Source organism: Streptomyces sp. NBC_01261 (assembly GCF_036226385.1).
In the GTDB taxonomy this organism is placed as follows: Bacteria; Actinomycetota; Actinomycetes; order Streptomycetales; family Streptomycetaceae; genus Streptomyces.
In genome coordinates, this window is the sequence record NZ_CP108463.1 from 8,617,520 (window position 1) to 8,636,033 (window position 18,514).

Consider the following 18,514-nt stretch of genomic DNA (forward strand, 5'->3'; position numbering starts at 1 on the left):
CCCCTGTCGGGGTCGCCCTGGCCGGAGCGTGACACCGGCGGGGATGCGAGACTGTCCGAGTTGTCTTGTCGTACACAAGCAGGAGCCAGAGACGTGAGCATCGAGAAGCCCGAGATCGACTTCCCGGAGGGCGAAGCCCCGGCCGACCTGGAGATCAAGGATCTTTGGGAGGGTGACGGCGAGATCGCGGTGGCGGGTCAGAACGTCACCGTCCACTACGTGGGCGTCGCCTTCAGCACCGGCGAGGAGTTCGACGCCAGCTGGAACCGCGGCACCCCCTTCAAGTTCCCGCTCGGTGGCGGCCGGGTCATCAAGGGCTGGGACAAGGGCGTGCAGGGCATGAAGGTCGGCGGCCGTCGCCGGCTGACCATCCCGGCGCACCTCGCCTACGGCAACCAGAGCCCGACCCCGGCGATCAAGCCGGGCGAGACCCTGATTTTCGTGGTCGACCTCATCGCCGTCTGATCACCGGTTCCGACCGGACCCGATCACCTGGGGCCCATGCCTGTGAGGGCATGGGCCCTCGGCTTTTGCCAGGCCTCCGCGGAGCGGTACGGTCATCGTTCGTAAGCACATACAGGGAGGCGAAGGGCGTCGATGGCCATTGCCAAGGCCGAGCGGCTGATGAACCTCGCGCTGTGTCTGCTCGGGACGCGGCGGCCGCTCAGCAAGCGTGAGCTGCGCGAATCCATCGAGGCCTATCTCGAAGCGGGCAGCGACGACTCCTTCAACCGGATGTTCGAGCGCGACAAGGACGATCTGCGCGAACTCGGCCTCGTCATCGAGACGGTGGAGAACCTGGACGGCGAGGTCGGTTATCTCGCCCGCCGTGACAGCAACCGCCTCCCGCCCATCACCCTCGACGCCGAGGAGGCCGCCGCGCTCGGTCTCGCCGCCAAGGTGTGGCAGCAGGCCCGGCTCGCCGGTGCCGCGAGCGGCGCCCTGCAGAAGCTGCGCGCGGCCGGCATGCCCGAGGACCTCGACCCGTACGAGCCGCACGGCGCCCTGGAACCGCGCATCCCGGTGCACGAGGCGTCGTTCGAGCCGCTGATGCTGGCCTGCCGCGACCGCCGTCCCGTCGTCTTCGACTACCGCAAGGCCACCGCCGCCCGCCCCGAACCCCGCAACGTCGAGCCGTGGGCGCTGGAGTGCTGGCGCGGCCACTGGTACCTCGCCGGCTGGGACCGGGACCGGGGCGCCGAGCGCGTGTTCCGGCTGTCCCGGATCACGGGCAAGGTGCGCTCCCGCAACGGGCGGTTCACCGCGGACATCCCCGACGTCGTCACCGTGCGCGAGACCGTCGCGAGCTGGGCGGGGGAGACCGCCGACCGCTCCGCGCTGATCCGGCTGCGCACGGGCTCCGGATACCCCTTGCGGGCGAAAGCCGCGGCGGTTCGGGAACTCGGGGACGGCTGGGACGAGTTGGAGATTCCGTACGGCCACGGGCTGGACGCCTGGCTGGTGGAGTTCGGGCCCGACGTGGTCGTCCTGGAGCCCGCCGAGCTGCGGGCCGACGTGGTGGACCGGCTGCGTGCCGTGGCCAAGGGCTGAGGGGGAGCGGAAGAGAACTGTGGCAGGCAAACCGGTCAGGCCCGTCAACGCCATCGACCAGACCCGGCGGATGCTCTCCCTGGTGACCTATCTGAAGGAGCGCCCCGGAGCACGCGTCGAGGACGTCGCGCGCGCCTTCGGGATCACCGAGGACGAGCTGGTCTCCGACCTCGACGTGCTGCCCATGTGCGGGACCAGCTTCCGGGGCGGTGACCTGCTCGACATCGACACCGACGGCGACCGCATCTGGTGGCACAACCCGGACGACGTCGCCGAACCGCTCCGGCTCGCCGCCGACGAGGCGACCGCGCTCCTGGTGGCCGCCCGTGCCGTATCGACCCTGCCGGGCCTGCGCGAGAGCGACCGGCAGGCGCTGCTGCGGGCCAACGCCAAGGTGGAGGCGGCGGCCGGTGAGGCGGCCGGGGCCAGCGCACGCCTCTCGGTGACCTTCGAGTCCGAGGGCGGGGTCTTCGCGGACGTCGACCGGGCGATCTCGGAGCGGCGGCGCCTGTGGATCCGCTACTACTCGCCCGCCCGCGACGAGTTGAGCGAGCGTGAGATCGACCCCATCCGGCTCGTCAGCGTCGGGCACACGTACGTGGAGGCCTGGTGCCGGCGCTCCGAGGCGCGCCGCACCTTCCGGCTCGACCGGGTCGCCGAGATCAAGATCCTCGACGAGCCGTCCGCTCCGCCCGAGATCGAACTGCGGGACCTGTCGGAGGCGCTGGTCCAGCCCGCCGCCGAGGACCCCGAGGTCGTCGTCGAGGTCGGCCCGGGCGGGCGCTGGGTCGCCGAGTACTACCCGCACGACAGTGCCGATGAGCTTCCCGACGGCGGGCTGCGTATTACCTTGCGCACCCCCGACCCGACGTCCCTGAGACGCCTGGCCCTGCGCCTCGGGCGCGACGGCCGGATCGTCTCCCCGAGCGACCTCGCCGACAGCGCCCGCCGGGCCGCCCGCGAGGCGTTGGCGGCGTACGACGGCCCGCAGGGTGTTGTTGACGCGGTGCACGGTGTTGACGAGAGGCAGTAGCGAGCCGTAACGGCTGAAAGCGCCCCGGAGGCGAACGACCAAGGAAAGAGGGAGCAGGGGCTGTGAGCGAGTCGACGATGACGGGTGTCCCGGGCGTCTCTGGTGCCCAGGGTGTCTCGGGTGGTCCGGAGATGATGACGGTGGCCGCCGCGTTCGCCGGGATGAAGAGTGTGGTCCCCGTGATGTTCAGAGCGGGCTGCCCGGACTGCCGGGGCAACTTCGAACTGGCGGCGAGCGCGCTGCGCCTCGCCATCGGCGCCACCAGCCGCACCACCTTCTACTCGTTCACCTGCCCCGACTGCGGCGCGGCCGTACGCAAGCCCGCGGGCGAGCGGATCGTCGAACTGCTCACCGGCGGCGGGGTCCGGACCCTGCGGCTGACCTCCGTCGGGTAGCAGGGTCTAGGCTCGCCCCATGTTCTGGGCGATGGTCGCGGTAGCTGTGGGTTTTGTGGGTCTCGCCGTGCTCGGCGTGCTCTCCGTCCGGGTCTTCCTGGAGGCGCGGCGGCTCGGACTCCAGGTCACGGACGCCGCGCACCGCATCAACCGGGCGGCCGAGGACCTGGAGCGCGCGGCGGCGTCCACGGCGCGTTCCGTGGACGCACTGTGAGTCACATATGGGCGGGGTGTGAGTTGCGCGCCTCATGCGCTTCGCGTCACTTTGCCCTGTCACGTTGTCGGTGGAGGCGGGTACGCTGCTGATCGCGGTCCGGATAACGAGGCCCGGAGCGCGGACCGGGAGTACGCACGGGGATTGCCTCACGTTTACCCCTGAGCGTTACGATCGCTGGCAGCACGAAGGTCGGACAGATGTCCGATCGATCGGACAGCACCCCACCCCAGCCGCCTCGGTGAGAAGGTAAAGACTTATGTTCGGAAGGCTCGGAGCACCCGAGATCATTCTCATCCTCGTCGTCATCGTGCTCCTGTTCGGCGCGAAGAAGCTTCCGGACATGGCCCGCTCGCTCGGCAAGTCCGCCCGCATCCTCAAGAGCGAAGCCAAGGCGATGAAGGAAGAGGGCAACACCACGCCCACCACCGCCGGCCCGCCGAACACCGACGAGTCCGTGCAGCGCACCATCCAGGCGGCCCCCGGCGACGTGACCAGTGCGCGTCCCGTTTCCGAGCCGTCGGACACGACCAAGCGCTGACGCAGGGCCGGGACCCCCTCGGCCTGCCGCACGAGATGAGGACGTGGGTTGCCTAAGTCTGCCCGCACGAAGGAGAAGGACCCCGAGGGGCGGATGCCCCTCGCGGACCATCTGCGCGAGCTGCGCAACCGGCTCGCGAAGGCGATGCTCGCCATCATCGTGGTGACCTGCGTGGCCGCCTTCTTCTACAACGACATCGTCAACATCATCACCAAGCCGGTGTTGCACTCGGTCGGCTGCTCCCAGAACTTCGAGGAGTTGTCGAGGGCGTCCAAAACGTCCCAGCCGTGCGCGCAGATCACGATCAACGGTCTGCTGACGCCGTTCACACTGGCGTTGAAGGTGTCCCTGATGGCCGGTGTCGTACTGGCCTCCCCGGTCTGGCTGTACCAGCTGTGGGGCTTCGTCGCCCCCGGCCTGCACAAGAACGAGAAGAAGTACGCGCTCTCCTTCGTGGGCACCGGCGTCCCGCTGTTCCTCGGCGGCGCCTACTTCGCCTACAGGGTGCTGCCCACCACGGCGCAGGTCCTGATCGGCTTCACGCCCAAGGACGTCAACAACCTGCTGCCGCTCGACGACCTGCTCGACCTGGTCACGCGCATGGTGCTGGTCTTCGGCCTCTCCTTCGAGCTGCCGCTGCTGCTGATCATGCTCAACCTCACGGGCGCGCTGACGGGCACGCGGATGCTCGGCTGGTGGCGCGGCATGATCCTCGGCATCACGGTCTTCGCGGCCGTGGCCACCCCCAGCACCGACCCGCTGACCATGCTGGCGCTGGCCGGGCCGATCTGGGTGCTGTACTTCGCCGCTGTCGTCTTCTCCCTGCTCAACGACCGGCGCAAGCGCCGCCGCGACGCGGAGGGACCGGACGACGACGAGGCCTCGGACCTGGACCTCACCCCCGAGGACATCGGCGAGATCGAGACCGTCTCGGCCGGCCGGGCAGCCCTGCCCGAGCAGGCGAGCGGGACCGGTTCCGACCGGGTCAACGGCTATGACGACGTGACCTGATCACCTTTCCGACTCCGCCGAGACCGGCCGTTCCCGCAGCGCGGGCGGCCGGTCTCCGTGTGTGGAGGACTCGTGGGAACGGATAATGATCGTCCTGTTGTCAGTGGCGCCCGGTACGCTCGAAAGCACGATGACAGAGGACCTCTCCCCGGCCGAGCGGTACGCGGCAGCCCGCCTGCGGGCAGCCGAGCAGGCCACCGCGCTCGCGGACTTCCGCGAGATGTACGACTTCGGTCTCGACCCCTTCCAGATCGAGGCCTGCCAGGCGCTCGAAGCGGGGAAGGGCGTGCTGGTCGCGGCGCCCACCGGCTCCGGCAAGACGATCGTCGGCGAGTTCGCCGTCCACCTCGCCCTCCAGCAGGGCAAGAAGTGCTTCTACACGACCCCCATCAAGGCACTGTCGAACCAGAAGTACGCCGACCTCTGCCGCCGCTACGGCGCGGACAAGGTCGGCCTGCTCACCGGCGACAACAGCGTCAACTCCGAAGCCCCGGTGGTCGTGATGACCACCGAGGTGCTGCGCAACATGCTGTACGCGGGTTCGCAGACCCTCCTCGGCCTCGGCTACGTGGTCATGGACGAGGTGCACTACCTCTCCGACCGCTTCCGCGGCGCCGTATGGGAAGAGGTGATCATCCACCTCCCCGAGTCGGTGACCCTGGTCTCCCTGTCGGCGACCGTGTCGAACGCCGAGGAGTTCGGCGACTGGCTCGACACCGTCCGCGGCGACACCGAGGTGATCGTCTCCGAGCACCGACCCGTGCCACTGTTCCAGCACGTGCTCGCCGGGCGGCGGATGTACGACCTCTTCGAGGAGGGCGAGGGCAACAAGAAGGCCGTCAACCCCGACCTCACCCGCCTGGCCCGCATGGAGGCCCAGCGCCCCTCGTACCAGGACCGCAAGCGCGGCCGTGCCATGCGCGAGGCCGACCGGGAGCGGGAGCGCAGATCGCGTTCACGGGTGTGGACACCGGGCCGCCCCGAGGTCATCGAGCGGCTGGACAACGAGGACCTGCTGCCCGCCATCACGTTCATCTTCAGCCGCGCCGCCTGCGAGGCCGCCGTACAACAGTGTCTGTACGCCGGGCTGCGGCTCAACGACGACGAGGCGCGGGAGAGGGTGCGTGCGCTCGTCGAGGAGCGCACGGCGTCCATTCCCGACGAGGACCTGCACGTCCTCGGGTACTACGAGTGGCTGGAAGGCCTGGAGCGCGGCATCGCGGCCCACCACGCGGGCATGCTGCCGACGTTCAAGGAGGTCGTGGAGGAGCTGTTCCTGCGCGGGCTCGTGAAGGCCGTGTTCGCCACGGAGACCCTCGCGCTCGGCATCAACATGCCCGCGCGCTCGGTGGTGCTGGAGAAGCTCGTCAAGTGGAACGGCGAGCAGCACGCCGACATCACCCCCGGCGAGTACACCCAGTTGACCGGACGGGCCGGCCGCCGCGGCATCGATGTCGAGGGTCACGCCGTCGTCCTGTGGCAGCGCGGGATCAGCCCCGAGCACCTCGCGGGACTGGCCGGCACGCGCACGTACCCGCTGCGTTCCAGTTTCAAGCCGTCGTACAACATGGCGGTCAACCTCGTCGAGCAGTTCGGGCGGCACCGGTCGCGGGAGCTGCTGGAGACGTCCTTCGCGCAGTTCCAGGCGGACAGGTCGGTCGTCGGGATCTCGCGGCAGGTGCAGCGCAACGAGGAGGGCCTGGAGGGCTACAAGGACTCCATGACCTGCCACCTGGGCGACTTCGACGACTACATGCGGCTGCGCCGCGAGCTCAAGGACCGCGAGACCGAGCTGGCCCGGCAGGGCGTGGCGCTACGGCGCGCCGAGGCCGCCGTGGCGCTGGAGAAGCTCAAGCCGGGAGATGTCATCCACGTCCCGACCGGCAAGTACGCGGGTCTGGCGCTCGTGTTGGACCCGGGACTGCCCGCAGGCCGGTCCAACGGCCATCGCGGCTTCGAGCAGCACGACGGGCCGCGTCCGCTGGTCCTGACCGTCGAGCGGCAGGTCAAGCGGCTCGCGTCGATGGACTTCCCCGTCCCCGTCGAGGCGTTGGACCGGATGCGCATCCCGAAGTCCTTCAACGCCCGTTCCCCGCAGTCCCGTCGGGACCTCGCCTCCGCGCTGCGCACCAAGGCCGGGCACATTCCGCCGGAGCGGGCCCGCAAGCAGCGCTCGCAGGCCGCGGACGACCGGGAGATCGCGCAGTTGCGCACGGCGATCCGGGCGCATCCGTGTCATGGGTGCAGCGACCGTGAGGATCACGCGCGTTGGGCCGAGCGGTATCACCGGCTGCAGCGGGACACCACGCAGTTGGAGCGGCGGATCGAGGGGCGGACCAACACGATCGCCCGCACCTTCGACCGGATCGTCGCGCTGCTGACCGACCTGGACTACCTGCGGGGCAACGAGGTCACCGAGCACGGGAAGCGGTTGGCCCGGCTGTACGGCGAGCTGGATCTGCTCGCCAGCGAGTGTCTGCGGGAGGGGGTTTGGGAGGGGCTTGCTCCTGCTGAACTCGCCGCGTGTGTCTCGGCGTTGGTGTTCGAGGCGCGGGTCAGTGACGACGCGACTGTTCCCAAGGTGCCGTCGGGTGCGGCCAAGGCCGCGCTCGGGGAGATGGTGCGGATCTGGGGGCGGCTTGACGCCCTTGAGGAGGACTTCCGGATCACTCAGACCGAGGGGGTCGGGCAGCGGGAGCCTGATCTTGGGTTTGCCTGGGCCGCGTATATGTGGGCCAGTGGGAAGGGGTTGGACGAGGTGCTTCGGGAGGTTGAGATGCCTGCCGGGGACTTTGTTCGGTGGTGTAAGCAGGTGATCGATGTTCTGGGGCAGATTTCTGCTGCGGCGCCGGTTACTGGGGGCGAGGCGACTTCTACCGTGGCGAAGAATGCGCGTAAGGCTGTGGAGTTGTTGCTGCGGGGGGTTGTGGCGTACTCGTCTGTGGGGTGACGGTTCGGTTGGCGGGTGCGGGTTGACTGTGGCTGGTCGCGCAGTTCCCCGCCCCCCTGAAAGCTACCGGTCCAGGTAAGTTCGCCAGCTGCCGTATTTGGTGATGTCCTCTGCGTCGGACAGCGCACCGGGCTCGCACAGGAAGCCCGGGACCCTTGTGCCGTCTGCCAGTTCCACGCTTCCCAGTGTCATCGGGCGGGGCAGGGTCGCCAGCAGGCGGCCCAGGCCCGCTGCCGGTAGGCGCCATACCTCTGTCTCTATCGCCGCTCCGCCCTCGCCGACGTGAACCAAGCCCGGCTTGGGCGGAGTTGTTGTCAGGGCGTGCAGGCGGTAAACCGGGGCCGTTGTGGTCGTGCGGTCCAAGGTGGCGCCCAGGGACAGGAGTTGGGGGTTCAGGGGCTGGCCCGTCAAATGGGCTCCTACGACCGCCAGTTGGACCGTTGGGTTCAGGTCGCGGGCGATCTGGGCCAGGCGGTCGTCCGTGAACGTCGGGCCGATCAGCATCACGCCGAAGGGGAGGCCGTTCACCTCGCTCGACGGGATGGCCACCGCCGCCAGGTCGAAGAGGTTGGTGGAGTTGGTGAAGCGGCCCAGGCGGGCGTTCGCGCCCAAGGGGTTGGCCGCTACCTCGGTCAGGGTCGGGTGGCCCGGAGCCGTCGGGAGCAACAGGGCGTCCGCGTCGGCCAGTTCGGAGAGGGCTCGGGCGCGGAGGGCGGCCAGGCGTTCCCCGTCCGCGTACAGCTGGTGGGCCGGGATGTCCCGGGCTCGGGTGATGATGCCGGTGACCGTGGGGTCCAGGCCCTCGGCGCCGGACGCGATCGCCTTGTCGACAAATGCCCCTACGGCTGTGTAGCGCTCCGCCACGAACGCGCCCTCGTAGAGCATCGCCGCCGCTTCCGTGAACGGGGTGAGGTCCAGGGTGCGGATCTCGGCGCCCGCGTCGGACAGGCGGGTGACCGCCTCCTCGTAGGCCTCCGCCCAGCCCTCGTCCAGTTCGCCCAGCTGGTCTCGTGGGGGGACCGCTACGCGCCAGGGGCCCGGCGCTCGTTGGGGGAGGGGCGGGAGGGCGCGGGCAGGTGGGGAGGTCATGAAGGACAGGGCCTGTTCGGCCTCGGGGAGGGTCCGGGCGAAGACCGTCACGCAGTCGATGGAGGCGCAGGCCGGGACCACGCCCGTCGTCGGGACCAGGCCCCGGGTGGGCTTCAGGCCGACGATGCCGTTGAACGCGGCGGGGACCCGGCCCGAGCCCGCCGTGTCGGTGCCGAGGGCGAAGTCGACGAGGCCCAGGGCCACGGCGACCGCCGAACCGGCACTGGAGCCGCCGCTGATCCGCTCCGGGTCGTGGGCGTTGCGGACCGCGCCGTACGGGGAGCGGGTGCCGACCAGGCCCGTGGCGAACTGGTCGAGGTTCGTGGTGCCGAGCACGATCGCGCCTGCCGCGCGGAGGCGGGCCACCACCGGGGCGTCGGCCTCGGGAGTGTAGGCGTATGCCGGGCAGCCTGCCGTGGTGGGGAGGCCATGGACGTCTATGTTGCCTTTGGCCGCGAGCAGGCGGCCTGCGAGCGGGAGTTGCTCGCCTGCCGATACGCGCTCGTCGATTGCCCTCGCCTCGGACTCGACGTCCGGCTGCGGGCGTAGGTCGATCCAGATCTCCGGGCGGTCCACCGCCTCGATGCGGGCGTAGGCGGCGCGGACTCGGGACACGGTGGTCGACATCGCTCTTGTGCTCCTTGCGGTTCGGCTTGAGGTTCAGCTTGCGGGGGCCAGGACCAGCAACGCCGTGCCCGCCTCGACCTGGTCGCCGGGCCTGGCCAGGATCTCGGTCACCACGCCGGCCATGGGCGCGTGGACCCTGGACTCCATCTTCATCGCCTCCAGGGCCAGGAGAGGTTGGCCCGCCGTCACTTCGTCGCCGGGCTTCACGTTCAACTGCCATACGGAAGCGGCGAATTCGGCCTCCACCAGGCGTCCCCCGGCCGGGACCGTCACCTCGGCCTGCGGTGGGGCCGGGGCGGCTGCCGCCTGTGCCCGGGTGAACTCGCCCGCCGCCTCCCAGGCATCGCGTTCCGTGCCGAACGCGGTCTGCTGGCGGGACCTGAACTCCCCGATGGACTCGGCGTTCTCGGCGAGGAACGCCTCGTACTCGGCGAGTGAGAACGTGCCCTCCTCGATGCGTGGGACGAAGCGGCCGGAGGTGATGTCGGCCCGGAGTTCGAGGAGTTCGTCCGGCTCCACCGGGTACCACTTGATGCGGTCGAAGAAGCGGAGGAGCCAGGGGGAGCCCTGCTCGAACGCGCCGCGCTGTTGCCAGCCCGACCACACCTGGGTCGTACGGCCCACGAACTGGTAGCCGCCGGGGCCCTCCATCCCGTAGACGCAGAGATACGCCCCGCCGATGCCGACCGAGTTCTCGGCCGTCCAGGTGCGGGCCGGGTTGTATTTCGTCGTCACCAGGCGGTGGCGGGGGTCCAGGGGGGTGGCCACGGGTGCTCCCAAGTAGACGTCTCCCAGGCCCAGTACGAGGTATTCCGCGTCGAAGACCGTGCTGTAGACGTCCTCGACCGAGTCCAGGCCGTTCACGCGACGGATGAACTCGATGTTCCAGGGGCACCAAGGGGCGTCGTCGCGGACGCCGGCCATGTAGCGGGCGATCGCCTCGCGCGTTGCCGGGTCGTCCCAGGAGAGGGGGAGGTGGACCGTGCGGGAGGGGACGATCAGTTGGTCGGTGGGTGGGAGTGCCGCCGCGATCTTCCTTACGGATGTGAGGAGTTCGGACTGGGGGAGACGGCTCGGGTCCGTTTGGATCTGGAGGGAGCGGATGCCTGGGGTGAGGTCCGTGACGCCCTCGAAGTCGGCCGCCGTCACCGCCTCCATCAGGGCGTGGACCCGCATGCGTTGCGCCAAGTCCAGTTGCATGGGGCCGAATTCGACGAGGAGGTTGTCGTCGCCGCTGCGGCGGAAGGTGACGTCTCCGTCCCTGGCCAGGATTCCGCCGTCCACGATGTCGGGGCGGAGCGAGCCGTCGACGTTCACCGGGGCGAAGCGGACCGTGTCGCCGGGCCTGAACTGGCCCAGTTTCCAGCGCTCTTGGCTGATGACCGTCGCCGGGCAGACGAAGCCGCCGAGGGACGGGCCGTCGGGGCCCAGGAGGACCGGCATGTCGCCCGTGTAGTCGACGGCGCCGACCGAGTACGGGGTGTCGTGGATGTTGGACGGGTGCAGGCCCGCCTCGCCGCCGTCGGTGCGGGCCCAGCGGGGCTTCGGGCCGACCAGGCGGACGCCCGTGCGGGCCGAGTTGAAGTGGACCTTCCAGTCGGCCGCGTAGAAGTCGCGGATGTCGTCCTCGGTGAAGAACTCCGGTGCGGCGTGCGGGCCTTCGACCGCTGCCACGTCCCAGACGGCGCCGAAGGCGGGGCGGTCGGCGGTGGCCACGGGTGTGCCCTCGGTGATCGTGCCGCCGTGCAGGACGTCGCCGGTGCGCAGGGCCCGGCCGCCGTGGCCGCCGAAGCGGCCCAGGGTGAAGGTGCTCGCGCTGCCGAGAAAGGAGGGGACGTCCAGGCCGCCCGCGAACAACACGTAGGTGCGCAGGCCGTGTTCGGCCGGGGCGCCGATCTCCAGGGACGCGCCCGCGGGTACCGTCACCGGCTCCCACTGCGGGACCGGCGTTCCGTCGATCGTCACCGGTGCCGGGGCGCCCGTCACACACAGCGTGGTGGCGTGGGTGAACCTCAACGTCGGCCCCTGGAGGGTGCATTCGAGACCGGGGGTGCCTTCCTCGTTGCCGAGCGCGCGGTTGCCGAGGCGGAAGGAGAGGTCGTCCATCGGGCCGCACGGGGGCACGCCGACCTGCCAGTAGCCGGTGCGGCCGGGCCAGTCCTGGACCGTGGTGAGGGTGCCGCCGGAGACGATCTCGATGCGGGGGGTCGGGTCGGTGACGGTGGCGAGGGTCGCCGTGGAGTGGGTGGCCGCTCCGAAGTCCGGTTCGGCCAGCGCCGCTTGGACCAGTCCGAGGTTCGTCTCGATACCGTCGACGCGGGTGCGGGCCAGTGCCTCGTCGAGGCGTTGGAGCGCGTGGGCGCGGTCGGGGCCGTAGGCGATGACCTTCGCGAGCATCGGGTCGTACGACGTGGTCACCTCGGTGCCGGTCTCCACCCAGCCGTCGACGCGTACGCCGTCCGGGAACTCGACCCGGGTCAACAGGCCCGCGCTGGGCCGGTGTTCGCGGGACGGGTCCTCGGCGTAGACGCGGGCCTCGACGGCGTGGCCGCGCGGGGTGCCGGGGTCGCGGACGACGCCGGACTCGCCCTGGGCCAGCCGTAGCATCCAGGCGACCAGGTCGACGCCGTAGATCTCCTCGGTGACCGGATGTTCCACCTGGAGACGGGTGTTGACCTCCAGGAAGTAGGCCTCCTCGCGGGTCGCGTCGTAGACGAACTCGACGGTGCCGGCGGAGCGGTAGCCGACCGAGGCGCACAAGTCGCGAGCGGAGGCGGCCAGTCGGGTGCGGATGTGGTCGGGGAGGCCCGGTGCGGGGGCCTCCTCCACCACCTTCTGGTTGCGGCGTTGGAGAGAGCAGTCGCGGTCGCCGAAGGTGACGACCTTGCCCTCCCCGTCGCCGAAGACCTGTACCTCGACATGGCGGGCGTGCTCGACGAGGCGTTCCAGGAAGACGCCGGCGGAGGAGAAGGAGGCGGCGGCGACGCGTTGCACGCGCTCCCAGGACTCGGTGAGTTCGGCGGGGGAGTGGCAGGCCGACATGCCGATGCCGCCGCCTCCGCCGGTCGCCTTGAGCATGACGGGGTAGTCGATCAGGGCGGCTTGGGTGAGCGCTTCGTCGAGGTCCGCCAACAGGCCTGTGCCCGGTGCCAGTTGGACGCCCGCCGCCTCGGCCGCTGTTCGTGCTGTGTGTTTGGCGCCGAACAGGTCCAGTTGTGCGGGTGTCGGTCCGACGAACACGATGCCGGCGTCCTCGCAGCGGCGCGCGAAGGCCGCGTCCTCGGAGAGGAAACCGTAGCCGGGGTGGATCGCGCCCGCGCCCGTGTCCTTGGCCGCCTTGAGGACCAAGTCGGCGTCCAGGTACGACTCTTTGGCGGGGGCCGGGCCGAGTCGTACCGCCTCGTCGGCGAGCCGGACGTGGGGTGCCGAGCGGTCGGCGTCGGAGTACACCGCGACCGTGCGCAGGCCGAGTTCGCGGGCCGTGCGGATGACGCGGACGGCGATCTCGCCCCGGTTGGCGATCAGCAGCGTGTCGAAGGTCATTCCGGGACCCCGATGGTCATCTCGACGGCCGTCGGTTCGAAGCCGTTGCAAGGGTTGTTGATCTGGGGGCAGTTGGAGACCAGGACCAGGACGTCGCGTTCGGCGCGCAGGGCCAGTTTGAGGCCCGGCGCGGAGAGGCCGTCGACGATGCCCAGGGTGCCGTCCTTCTCGACCGGCACGTTCATGTACCAGTTGATGTTGGAGACCAGGTCGCGCTTGCCGAGGCCGTAACGGGCGCCCTCCGCGAGGAAGTTGTCCACGCACGCGTGCTGCGACCAGGTGTGGTGGCCGTAGCGCAGGGCGTTGGACTCCTTGGAGCAGGCGCCGCCGACCGTGTCGTGGCGGCCGACCTCGTCGTCCGTGACGGTCATCAGCGGGGTGTGTTCGTTGGACATCAGCACGCTGCCGGTGGTGAGGAAGAGGCTGCCCTGGGCGTGGATGGTGTCGGGGGCGCTGTAGCGGACGGACGTGTCGTGGGCGTCGTAGACGAGGAAGTCGACGGCCTGGTTGCCGTGCAGGTCGGTGATGGTGAGGGTCTCGCCCGTGCGGATGACGGCGGACCACGCGGCGCGGGCGGGAACGACGGTCGTGCTCATGCGAGCCCCCTTGCGACAAGGAATTCCGTGGTGTTGAGGAACGCGCGACGGCCCTCGGGCGTGGCCTCCCACAGCGGGTCGCCCGGCTTGGTGGCCTCGGCGCGCCAAGCGAGCACCTCCAGCGGGGAGTTGACGTAGTCGTCGCGCGGGTCGGCCGGATGCGGCACGTTCGCGATCAGTACCGTCACGTCCTGCTCGGCGCGCAGGGTCACGCTGCCGCCGGGGCCGGTCGAGCCGGTGAAGTCGAGGGAGCCGTCGTCGCGGATCTCGACGCCCTGGAAGAAGGAGAGCGAGGGCGGCAAGTCGCGTGGTTCCAGGCCGTTCTTGGCGGCGGCGAGCTTGAACAGCTCGCGTCCTGCGGGGGAGTCGGACTGCGGGGTGCCGTCGCCGTAGCGCTCGGTGTTGCGGACCAGGGTGGAGGTGCCGCAGAGCGCGTCGTGGCGGCCGGAGGTGTCGGCGACGAGGGAGGCGAGGACGCGGCCCTGGTCGGAGAGGAGGAGCCGGCCCTCGCCGAGGTAGGCGTTCCACTGGACCTTGACCGTGTCGGCGACGTTCAGACGCTCCCAGGGGCGGTCGGCCGCGTACAGGAGCAGGTGGGCGCAGGCGTCGCCGCGCAGGTCGGTCAGGCGGAGTTCGGTGCCGCGGGCCAGGACGCGGTGGGTGTAGTTGCCGCCCGCGACGGTCTCGGCCCACACCAGGTGGCCCGCCTCGCAGGGCGGGGCCGGCCAGTCGCCGGCCGGGACGACGGGCATCGCCTCGGCCCGCCCGCCCTCCTGGGCGCGGGCGTGGTCGCGGGCTCCGTAAGTGGTCGCTGTCGCCATCGCGGGGGACCTCCGGCTGCGGGGACGTCGTGGGCGTGCGGCATTTCTGTCGCTCGACAGAAATTAGGAGGCGGGCGGGTCGCCGGGGTTGCCCGGGTGTTGCCGCTCGGTTACCGAGCCCTCACGAAGATCGCCGGGCATCCGTGGTCCGGGGCCGTGTGCGAGGATCGAACGCATGGGGACAACGGGTGCGCAGGGGGGCCGTCGGGTCGGCAGGCCGCGGGCCGATCAGCGGCCGGACAGCGGACTCGAACCGCGTGCCGAACTCCTCTCCGCCGCCGCCGAGCTGTTCACCACCCGGGGCTACGCGGCCACCACCACCCGGGCCGTCGCCGAGCGCGCGGGCATGCGGCAGGCGTCGATGTACCACTACGTCTCCGGCAAGGAGGAACTGCTCGCGGACCTTCTGGAGTCCACGGTCACGCCCTCGCTGACGTGCGCCCGGGAGCTCCTGGCGGACGACGCGACCCCGGCCGAGGGCCGGCTGTGGGAGCTGTGCCGTACCGACGTCGAGCTGTTGTGCGGCGGTTCGCACAACCTCGGCGGGCTGTATCTGCTGCCCGAAGTGCGCGCCGAGCGTTTCGCCGGATTTCATGCCGTACGTGCCGAACTCAAGGACGCCTACCGGCAGTTGCTCGCCGCGACCGCCGCCGGTGGCGCGCTCGCGAAGAGCGAGTTGGAACTGCGGACGGATCTGGTGTTCGGGCTGATCGAGGGCGTCATCCTCGTGCACCGCTCCGACCCCGAGCGGCCGGTGTCCGCCTTCGCGGAGGCGACGGCCGACGCCGCGCTGCGCATCGCCGGAAGTTGATCCGGAACGGATGCTTCACTCGTTACGGTGAGTGATATTCGTATGTCCATGCGTCGTGACTCACTGTGTGCGAATGAAGCCTCAGCGTGTAAATGGGCTGAGAGTACTCCTCTTCCGTGTCCCTTTTCAGGGGCTTGCTGAATATGACACAGCGGTGATCCGGTCGGACTAAGCTCGCCCGCAGCGCACCGAGTTGGGCTGTATTCGTGCGCTTGTTCCCAAACATGCAAAAGATACAGAAGCTCCCTCGGAGTCTCCCCCCAGAGTCTCCCGATCCCCCCAGCCGACCTGTCTTTAGAGGGCATACATGGTGAGTGTTCAATCGCCCCCCGGTGGCCGTGAACTTCCCTACGCGCGCGTGCTGTTGCCGCCTGCCATAGTGATGGCCGCGGCGACCGGGGCCGCCGTCGCCCTGGTGGCGGGGCCTGCCCGGATCGCCGTCGGCTGGTGCGGAGCCGTCGCCACCCTTCTGGTGATCGTGACGGCGGCCGAAGCCGTCCGCCGCGGACGCAACCTGCGGAACCTGCGCGTCGAGCACGACCGTCACACCGCGTATCTGGAACGGCGGCTCGCCGACCAGAGCCTGGAGATGGTCCGCCTCGGCCAGGAGATCCTGCCCGCCACGCTGTACCGGCTCAGCAGTGGAGAATCCCCCGGAGAGGTGATTCGCCAAGTCGTCGACGCGGATCCCGACTGGCGGCAACTTCCCAAGCCGCAGCGCGACTTGCTGAGGACCGTGCTCAACATCGTGCAGCGCGAGGAGAACATGCGTGACTCCGCGCAGCGCTCCTTCGTCAGCATCGCCCGCCGTGTGCAGGCCATCGTCCACCAACAGGCCAAGGAACTCCGGGAGATGGAGGAGGACCACGGCCGTAACCCCGAGGTCTTCGACGACCTCCTGCGCATCGACCACGGCACCGCGCTGATCGGCCGTCTCGCCGACTCCATCTCGGTGCTCGGCGGTGGCCGCCCCGGCCGCCAGTGGCCCGAACCGGTGCCGCTGTACAGCGTGTTGCGCGGCGCCATGTCCCGCATCCTGGAGTACCGCCGCATCGAGCTGCACTCCATCGCCAAGGTCAACATCCGCGGCATCTCCGTCGAGCCGGTCATCCACGCGGCGGCCGAACTCCTCGACAACGCCACCCGTTACTCGCCTCCGCAGACCAAGGTGCACGTCACCGCCGTAGAGGTGCAGACCGGTGTCGCCATCGAGATCGAGGACGGCGGCGTCAGCCTCAGCGAGGAGTCGCGGGCCCGCGCCGAGGGCATGCTGGAGCGCGCCAAGGCCGGTACCGACCTCCAGGACCTCGGTGAGAGTCCGCGCCTGGGCCTCCAGGTCGTCGGCCGGCTCTGCGCGACGTACAACATGCAGATCTCGCTGCGCGCCTCGGCCTACGGCGGCGTCCGCGCCGTCCTCATCGTGCCCAGCGAGATGCTCACCCCCGGCACCGCGCCCGGACTCGCCCACGGCATCGGCGCCACCGCCATGCCCAAGGCCGAACTCGGCGCGGTCGACGGCCCCAAGCGCACGATCAAGCGGCGCCGCCCCACGAGCCCGCGCATCCCGGCCTCGGTGAGCATGGAGGACGAGGTTCCCGAGGTCACCGAGTGGACGGCGGGCGGTCTGCCGCAGCGCCGCAGCCGGGTCAAGGTGCCGCTCGCCCAGCGGTACGCCGAACAGGCCGCCGCCGAGCGCGCCGAGGCCGCCGCACAAGAGGCCCGCTCCGCCTGGGGCACGCCCGAGCCCGAGCCGGAGAAGAAGGACGAACCCGAACCGGGCCTGTGGGTCGAGGCGTTCATGGAAGGCCTCAAGGGTGACCCCGACCCGACCGCTTTCACCCAGAAGACCGAGCCGGCCCGAGTCGAGGCCGACGACGAGGGGGACCTCAAGTGATCCAGCAGCGAGCCAACTTCGACTGGATGCTCAAGGATCTCGCCGACGGCGTGCCCGGCATCCAGCAGATCGTCGTGCTCTCCGCCGACGGACTCCGCATCGCCCGCTACGGCGGCGACCCCGACGCGGCCGACCGCGTGGCCGCGGCCTGTGCCGGACTGCAGAGCCTGGCGGGTGCCGTGGCCTCCGAGATCCCGGGCAGCGACGGCCGGATGAAGATGGTCATCATCGAGATCAACGGCGGCTACTTCTATCTGATGGCCGCGGGCGCCAACGCCTACCTGGCGGTACTCTCCGACGTCGTCGCCGAACCCGGCCTGATGAGCAACCGCATGCGTGACCTCGTCGTCAGAATCGGCGCCCACCTCACCAGCCCGCCGAGGCGCAACGGGCAGACCGTATGACTCCTCCGCAACGCCAGCGGCGACATCCGAAGGATGGACCGCCGCCCGAGCCCGCCAAGAAGCAGGGCGAAGGAAGGATCCCGGAGCGGCTGTACGTGCTCACCGGCGCGACCGAGGACGGTGACCGGGCCGAACTCGACCTGGTCACGCTGATCGTGGCGCGTTCCGACGCGCCGCAGTCGGCCACTCCGGAGCAGGCGGCCCTGCTCGGGCTCTGCATCGCCCCGCTGTCCGTGGCCGAGCTGTCGGCCTACCTCAACCTGCCGTACAGCGTGGTGACCGTCCTGCTCACCGAGCTGCTGACGGCCGAACTGGTGCAGGCGCGCGCCCCGATCGTCCGCCAGGCGCTCCCCGACCGTTCCCTCCTCGAAGCGGTGATGCATGGACTTCAAAAGCTCTGACACCGTCACGGGCCCTCGGACCGAGGACCATCTCCCGCACACGGCCCAGGCCGCGGTGAAGATCGTGATCGTCGGCGGCTTCGGGGTCGGCAAGACGACCATGGTCGGGTCGGTCAGTGAGATCAGGCCGCTGACCACCGAGGAGACCATGACGCAGGCCGGCGTCGGCGTCGACGACAACTACGGCTCCGAGAGCAAGACGGCCACCACCGTCGCGATGGACTTCGGCCGTATCAGCATCACCGACCAACTGGTGCTGTACCTGTTCGGCACCCCCGGCCAGGAACGCTTCTGGTTCCTGTGGAACGGGCTGTTCGAGGGCGCGCTCGGCGCGGTGGTGCTCATCGACACGCGGCGCCTCGAAGTCAGCTTCGACGTCATAGGACGGCTGGAGGAGCGCGGGGTGCCGTTCGTGATCGCGGTCAACTCCTTCCCGGACGGCCCGCATTACCCCATCGAGGACCTGCGTACGGCGCTCGACCTGTCGCCGGACATCCCCATCATCGAGTGCGACGCGCGCCGCCGTGCCTCCAGCCGGGACGTCCTGATGACCCTGATGCGCTTCCTGCACTCCCTGGCGATGACGGGCTCACTGACCTGACCCGCCCAACTCCCCCGACACCGGATCCACTT

The 18,514-nt window shown here is 70.1% G+C and carries 17 protein-coding genes; 13 read left to right on the top strand and 4 right to left on the bottom strand.

The genetic code is table 11. From position 1 onward, the window contains the following. The first annotated feature begins 93 nt into the window (after window positions 1-93). The 8 genes from OG226_RS38485 to OG226_RS38520 all read left to right on the top strand — a co-directional run bounded on the left by OG226_RS38485 (window position 94) and on the right by OG226_RS38520 (window position 7,695). Window positions 94-465 carry an FKBP-type peptidyl-prolyl cis-trans isomerase gene (locus tag OG226_RS38485; protein ID WP_328684380.1) on the top strand — a complete coding sequence of 124 codons (372 nt, stop codon included), beginning with the start codon at window positions 94-96 and terminating at the stop codon, window positions 463-465. Between the two features lie 132 nt (window positions 466-597). Then, window positions 598-1,551 carry a helix-turn-helix transcriptional regulator gene (locus tag OG226_RS38490; protein WP_328684381.1) on the top strand — a complete coding sequence of 318 codons (954 nt, stop codon included), beginning with the start codon at window positions 598-600 and terminating at the stop codon, window positions 1,549-1,551. Window positions 1,552-1,570: 19 nt separating this feature from the next. Beyond that, a complete protein-coding gene (locus tag OG226_RS38495) occupies window positions 1,571-2,584 on the top strand; it encodes a helix-turn-helix transcriptional regulator (RefSeq protein ID WP_328684382.1) in 1,014 nt (337 codons plus the stop codon). A gap of 62 nt (window positions 2,585-2,646) precedes the next feature. Beyond that, on the top strand, window positions 2,647-2,979 hold the full coding sequence (locus tag OG226_RS38500) for a hypothetical protein (RefSeq protein WP_403590108.1): 333 nt from the start codon (window positions 2,647-2,649) through the stop codon (window positions 2,977-2,979). A gap of 19 nt (window positions 2,980-2,998) precedes the next feature. Continuing rightward, window positions 2,999-3,193: a hypothetical protein gene (locus OG226_RS38505; RefSeq protein ID WP_328684383.1), complete on the top strand. Its 195-nt coding sequence runs from the start codon at window positions 2,999-3,001 to the stop codon at window positions 3,191-3,193. 259 nt (window positions 3,194-3,452) lie between these two features. Beyond that, entirely contained in the window at window positions 3,453-3,734 is a 282-nt protein-coding gene (gene tatA, locus OG226_RS38510) for a Sec-independent protein translocase subunit TatA (RefSeq protein ID WP_328684384.1), read from the top strand. Between the two features lie 48 nt (window positions 3,735-3,782). Beyond that, on the top strand, window positions 3,783-4,745 hold the full coding sequence (gene tatC / locus OG226_RS38515; protein ID WP_328684385.1) for a twin-arginine translocase subunit TatC: 963 nt from the start codon (window positions 3,783-3,785) through the stop codon (window positions 4,743-4,745). Between the two features lie 85 nt (window positions 4,746-4,830). Further along, window positions 4,831-7,695, top strand: a complete 2,865-nt coding sequence (locus OG226_RS38520) for a DEAD/DEAH box helicase (protein ID WP_328684386.1) — start codon at window positions 4,831-4,833, stop codon at window positions 7,693-7,695. Window positions 7,696-7,758: 63 nt separating this feature from the next. Here OG226_RS38520 and atzF read toward each other — a convergent pair whose 3' ends face one another. From atzF to OG226_RS38540, 4 genes are read right to left on the bottom strand one after another with little or no spacing between them, the layout of a single operon-like run. After that, window positions 7,759-9,411, bottom strand: coding sequence for an allophanate hydrolase (gene atzF, locus OG226_RS38525; RefSeq protein ID WP_328684387.1), 1,653 nt, complete (start codon window positions 9,409-9,411; stop codon window positions 7,759-7,761). 33 nt (window positions 9,412-9,444) lie between these two features. Next, on the bottom strand, window positions 9,445-12,954 hold the full coding sequence (locus tag OG226_RS38530) for a 5-oxoprolinase/urea amidolyase family protein (protein WP_329351474.1): 3,510 nt from the start codon (window positions 12,952-12,954) through the stop codon (window positions 9,445-9,447). Beyond that, window positions 12,951-13,550, bottom strand: coding sequence for an urea amidolyase associated protein UAAP2 (locus OG226_RS38535; protein WP_329351476.1), 600 nt, complete (start codon window positions 13,548-13,550; stop codon window positions 12,951-12,953). Before OG226_RS38535 ends, OG226_RS38530 begins: the two co-directional genes overlap by 4 nt. After that, window positions 13,547-14,371, bottom strand: coding sequence for an urea amidolyase associated protein UAAP1 (locus OG226_RS38540; RefSeq protein ID WP_329351478.1), 825 nt, complete (start codon window positions 14,369-14,371; stop codon window positions 13,547-13,549). Before OG226_RS38540 ends, OG226_RS38535 begins: the two co-directional genes overlap by 4 nt. A 175-nt stretch (window positions 14,372-14,546) precedes the next feature. Between OG226_RS38540 and OG226_RS38545 the strand changes: the two genes are divergently transcribed. From OG226_RS38545 to OG226_RS38565, 5 genes are all read left to right on the top strand, one after another. After that, window positions 14,547-15,182 carry a TetR/AcrR family transcriptional regulator gene (locus OG226_RS38545; protein WP_328684391.1) on the top strand — a complete coding sequence of 212 codons (636 nt, stop codon included), beginning with the start codon at window positions 14,547-14,549 and terminating at the stop codon, window positions 15,180-15,182. 307 nt (window positions 15,183-15,489) lie between these two features. Further along, window positions 15,490-17,076 (top strand): sensor histidine kinase, encoded by a 1,587-nt coding sequence (locus tag OG226_RS38550; RefSeq protein WP_329351480.1) that lies wholly within the window; start codon window positions 15,490-15,492, stop codon window positions 17,074-17,076. Next, window positions 17,073-17,480 (top strand): roadblock/LC7 domain-containing protein, encoded by a 408-nt coding sequence (locus tag OG226_RS38555; protein ID WP_019066134.1) that lies wholly within the window; start codon window positions 17,073-17,075, stop codon window positions 17,478-17,480. Before OG226_RS38550 ends, OG226_RS38555 begins: the two co-directional genes overlap by 4 nt. Further along, a complete protein-coding gene (locus OG226_RS38560) occupies window positions 17,477-17,881 on the top strand; it encodes a DUF742 domain-containing protein (RefSeq protein WP_328684393.1) in 405 nt (134 codons plus the stop codon). Before OG226_RS38555 ends, OG226_RS38560 begins: the two co-directional genes overlap by 4 nt. Further along, window positions 17,862-18,482, top strand: a complete 621-nt coding sequence (locus tag OG226_RS38565) for a GTP-binding protein (RefSeq protein WP_327405299.1) — start codon at window positions 17,862-17,864, stop codon at window positions 18,480-18,482. Before OG226_RS38560 ends, OG226_RS38565 begins: the two co-directional genes overlap by 20 nt. Window positions 18,483-18,514 lie beyond the last annotated feature (32 nt).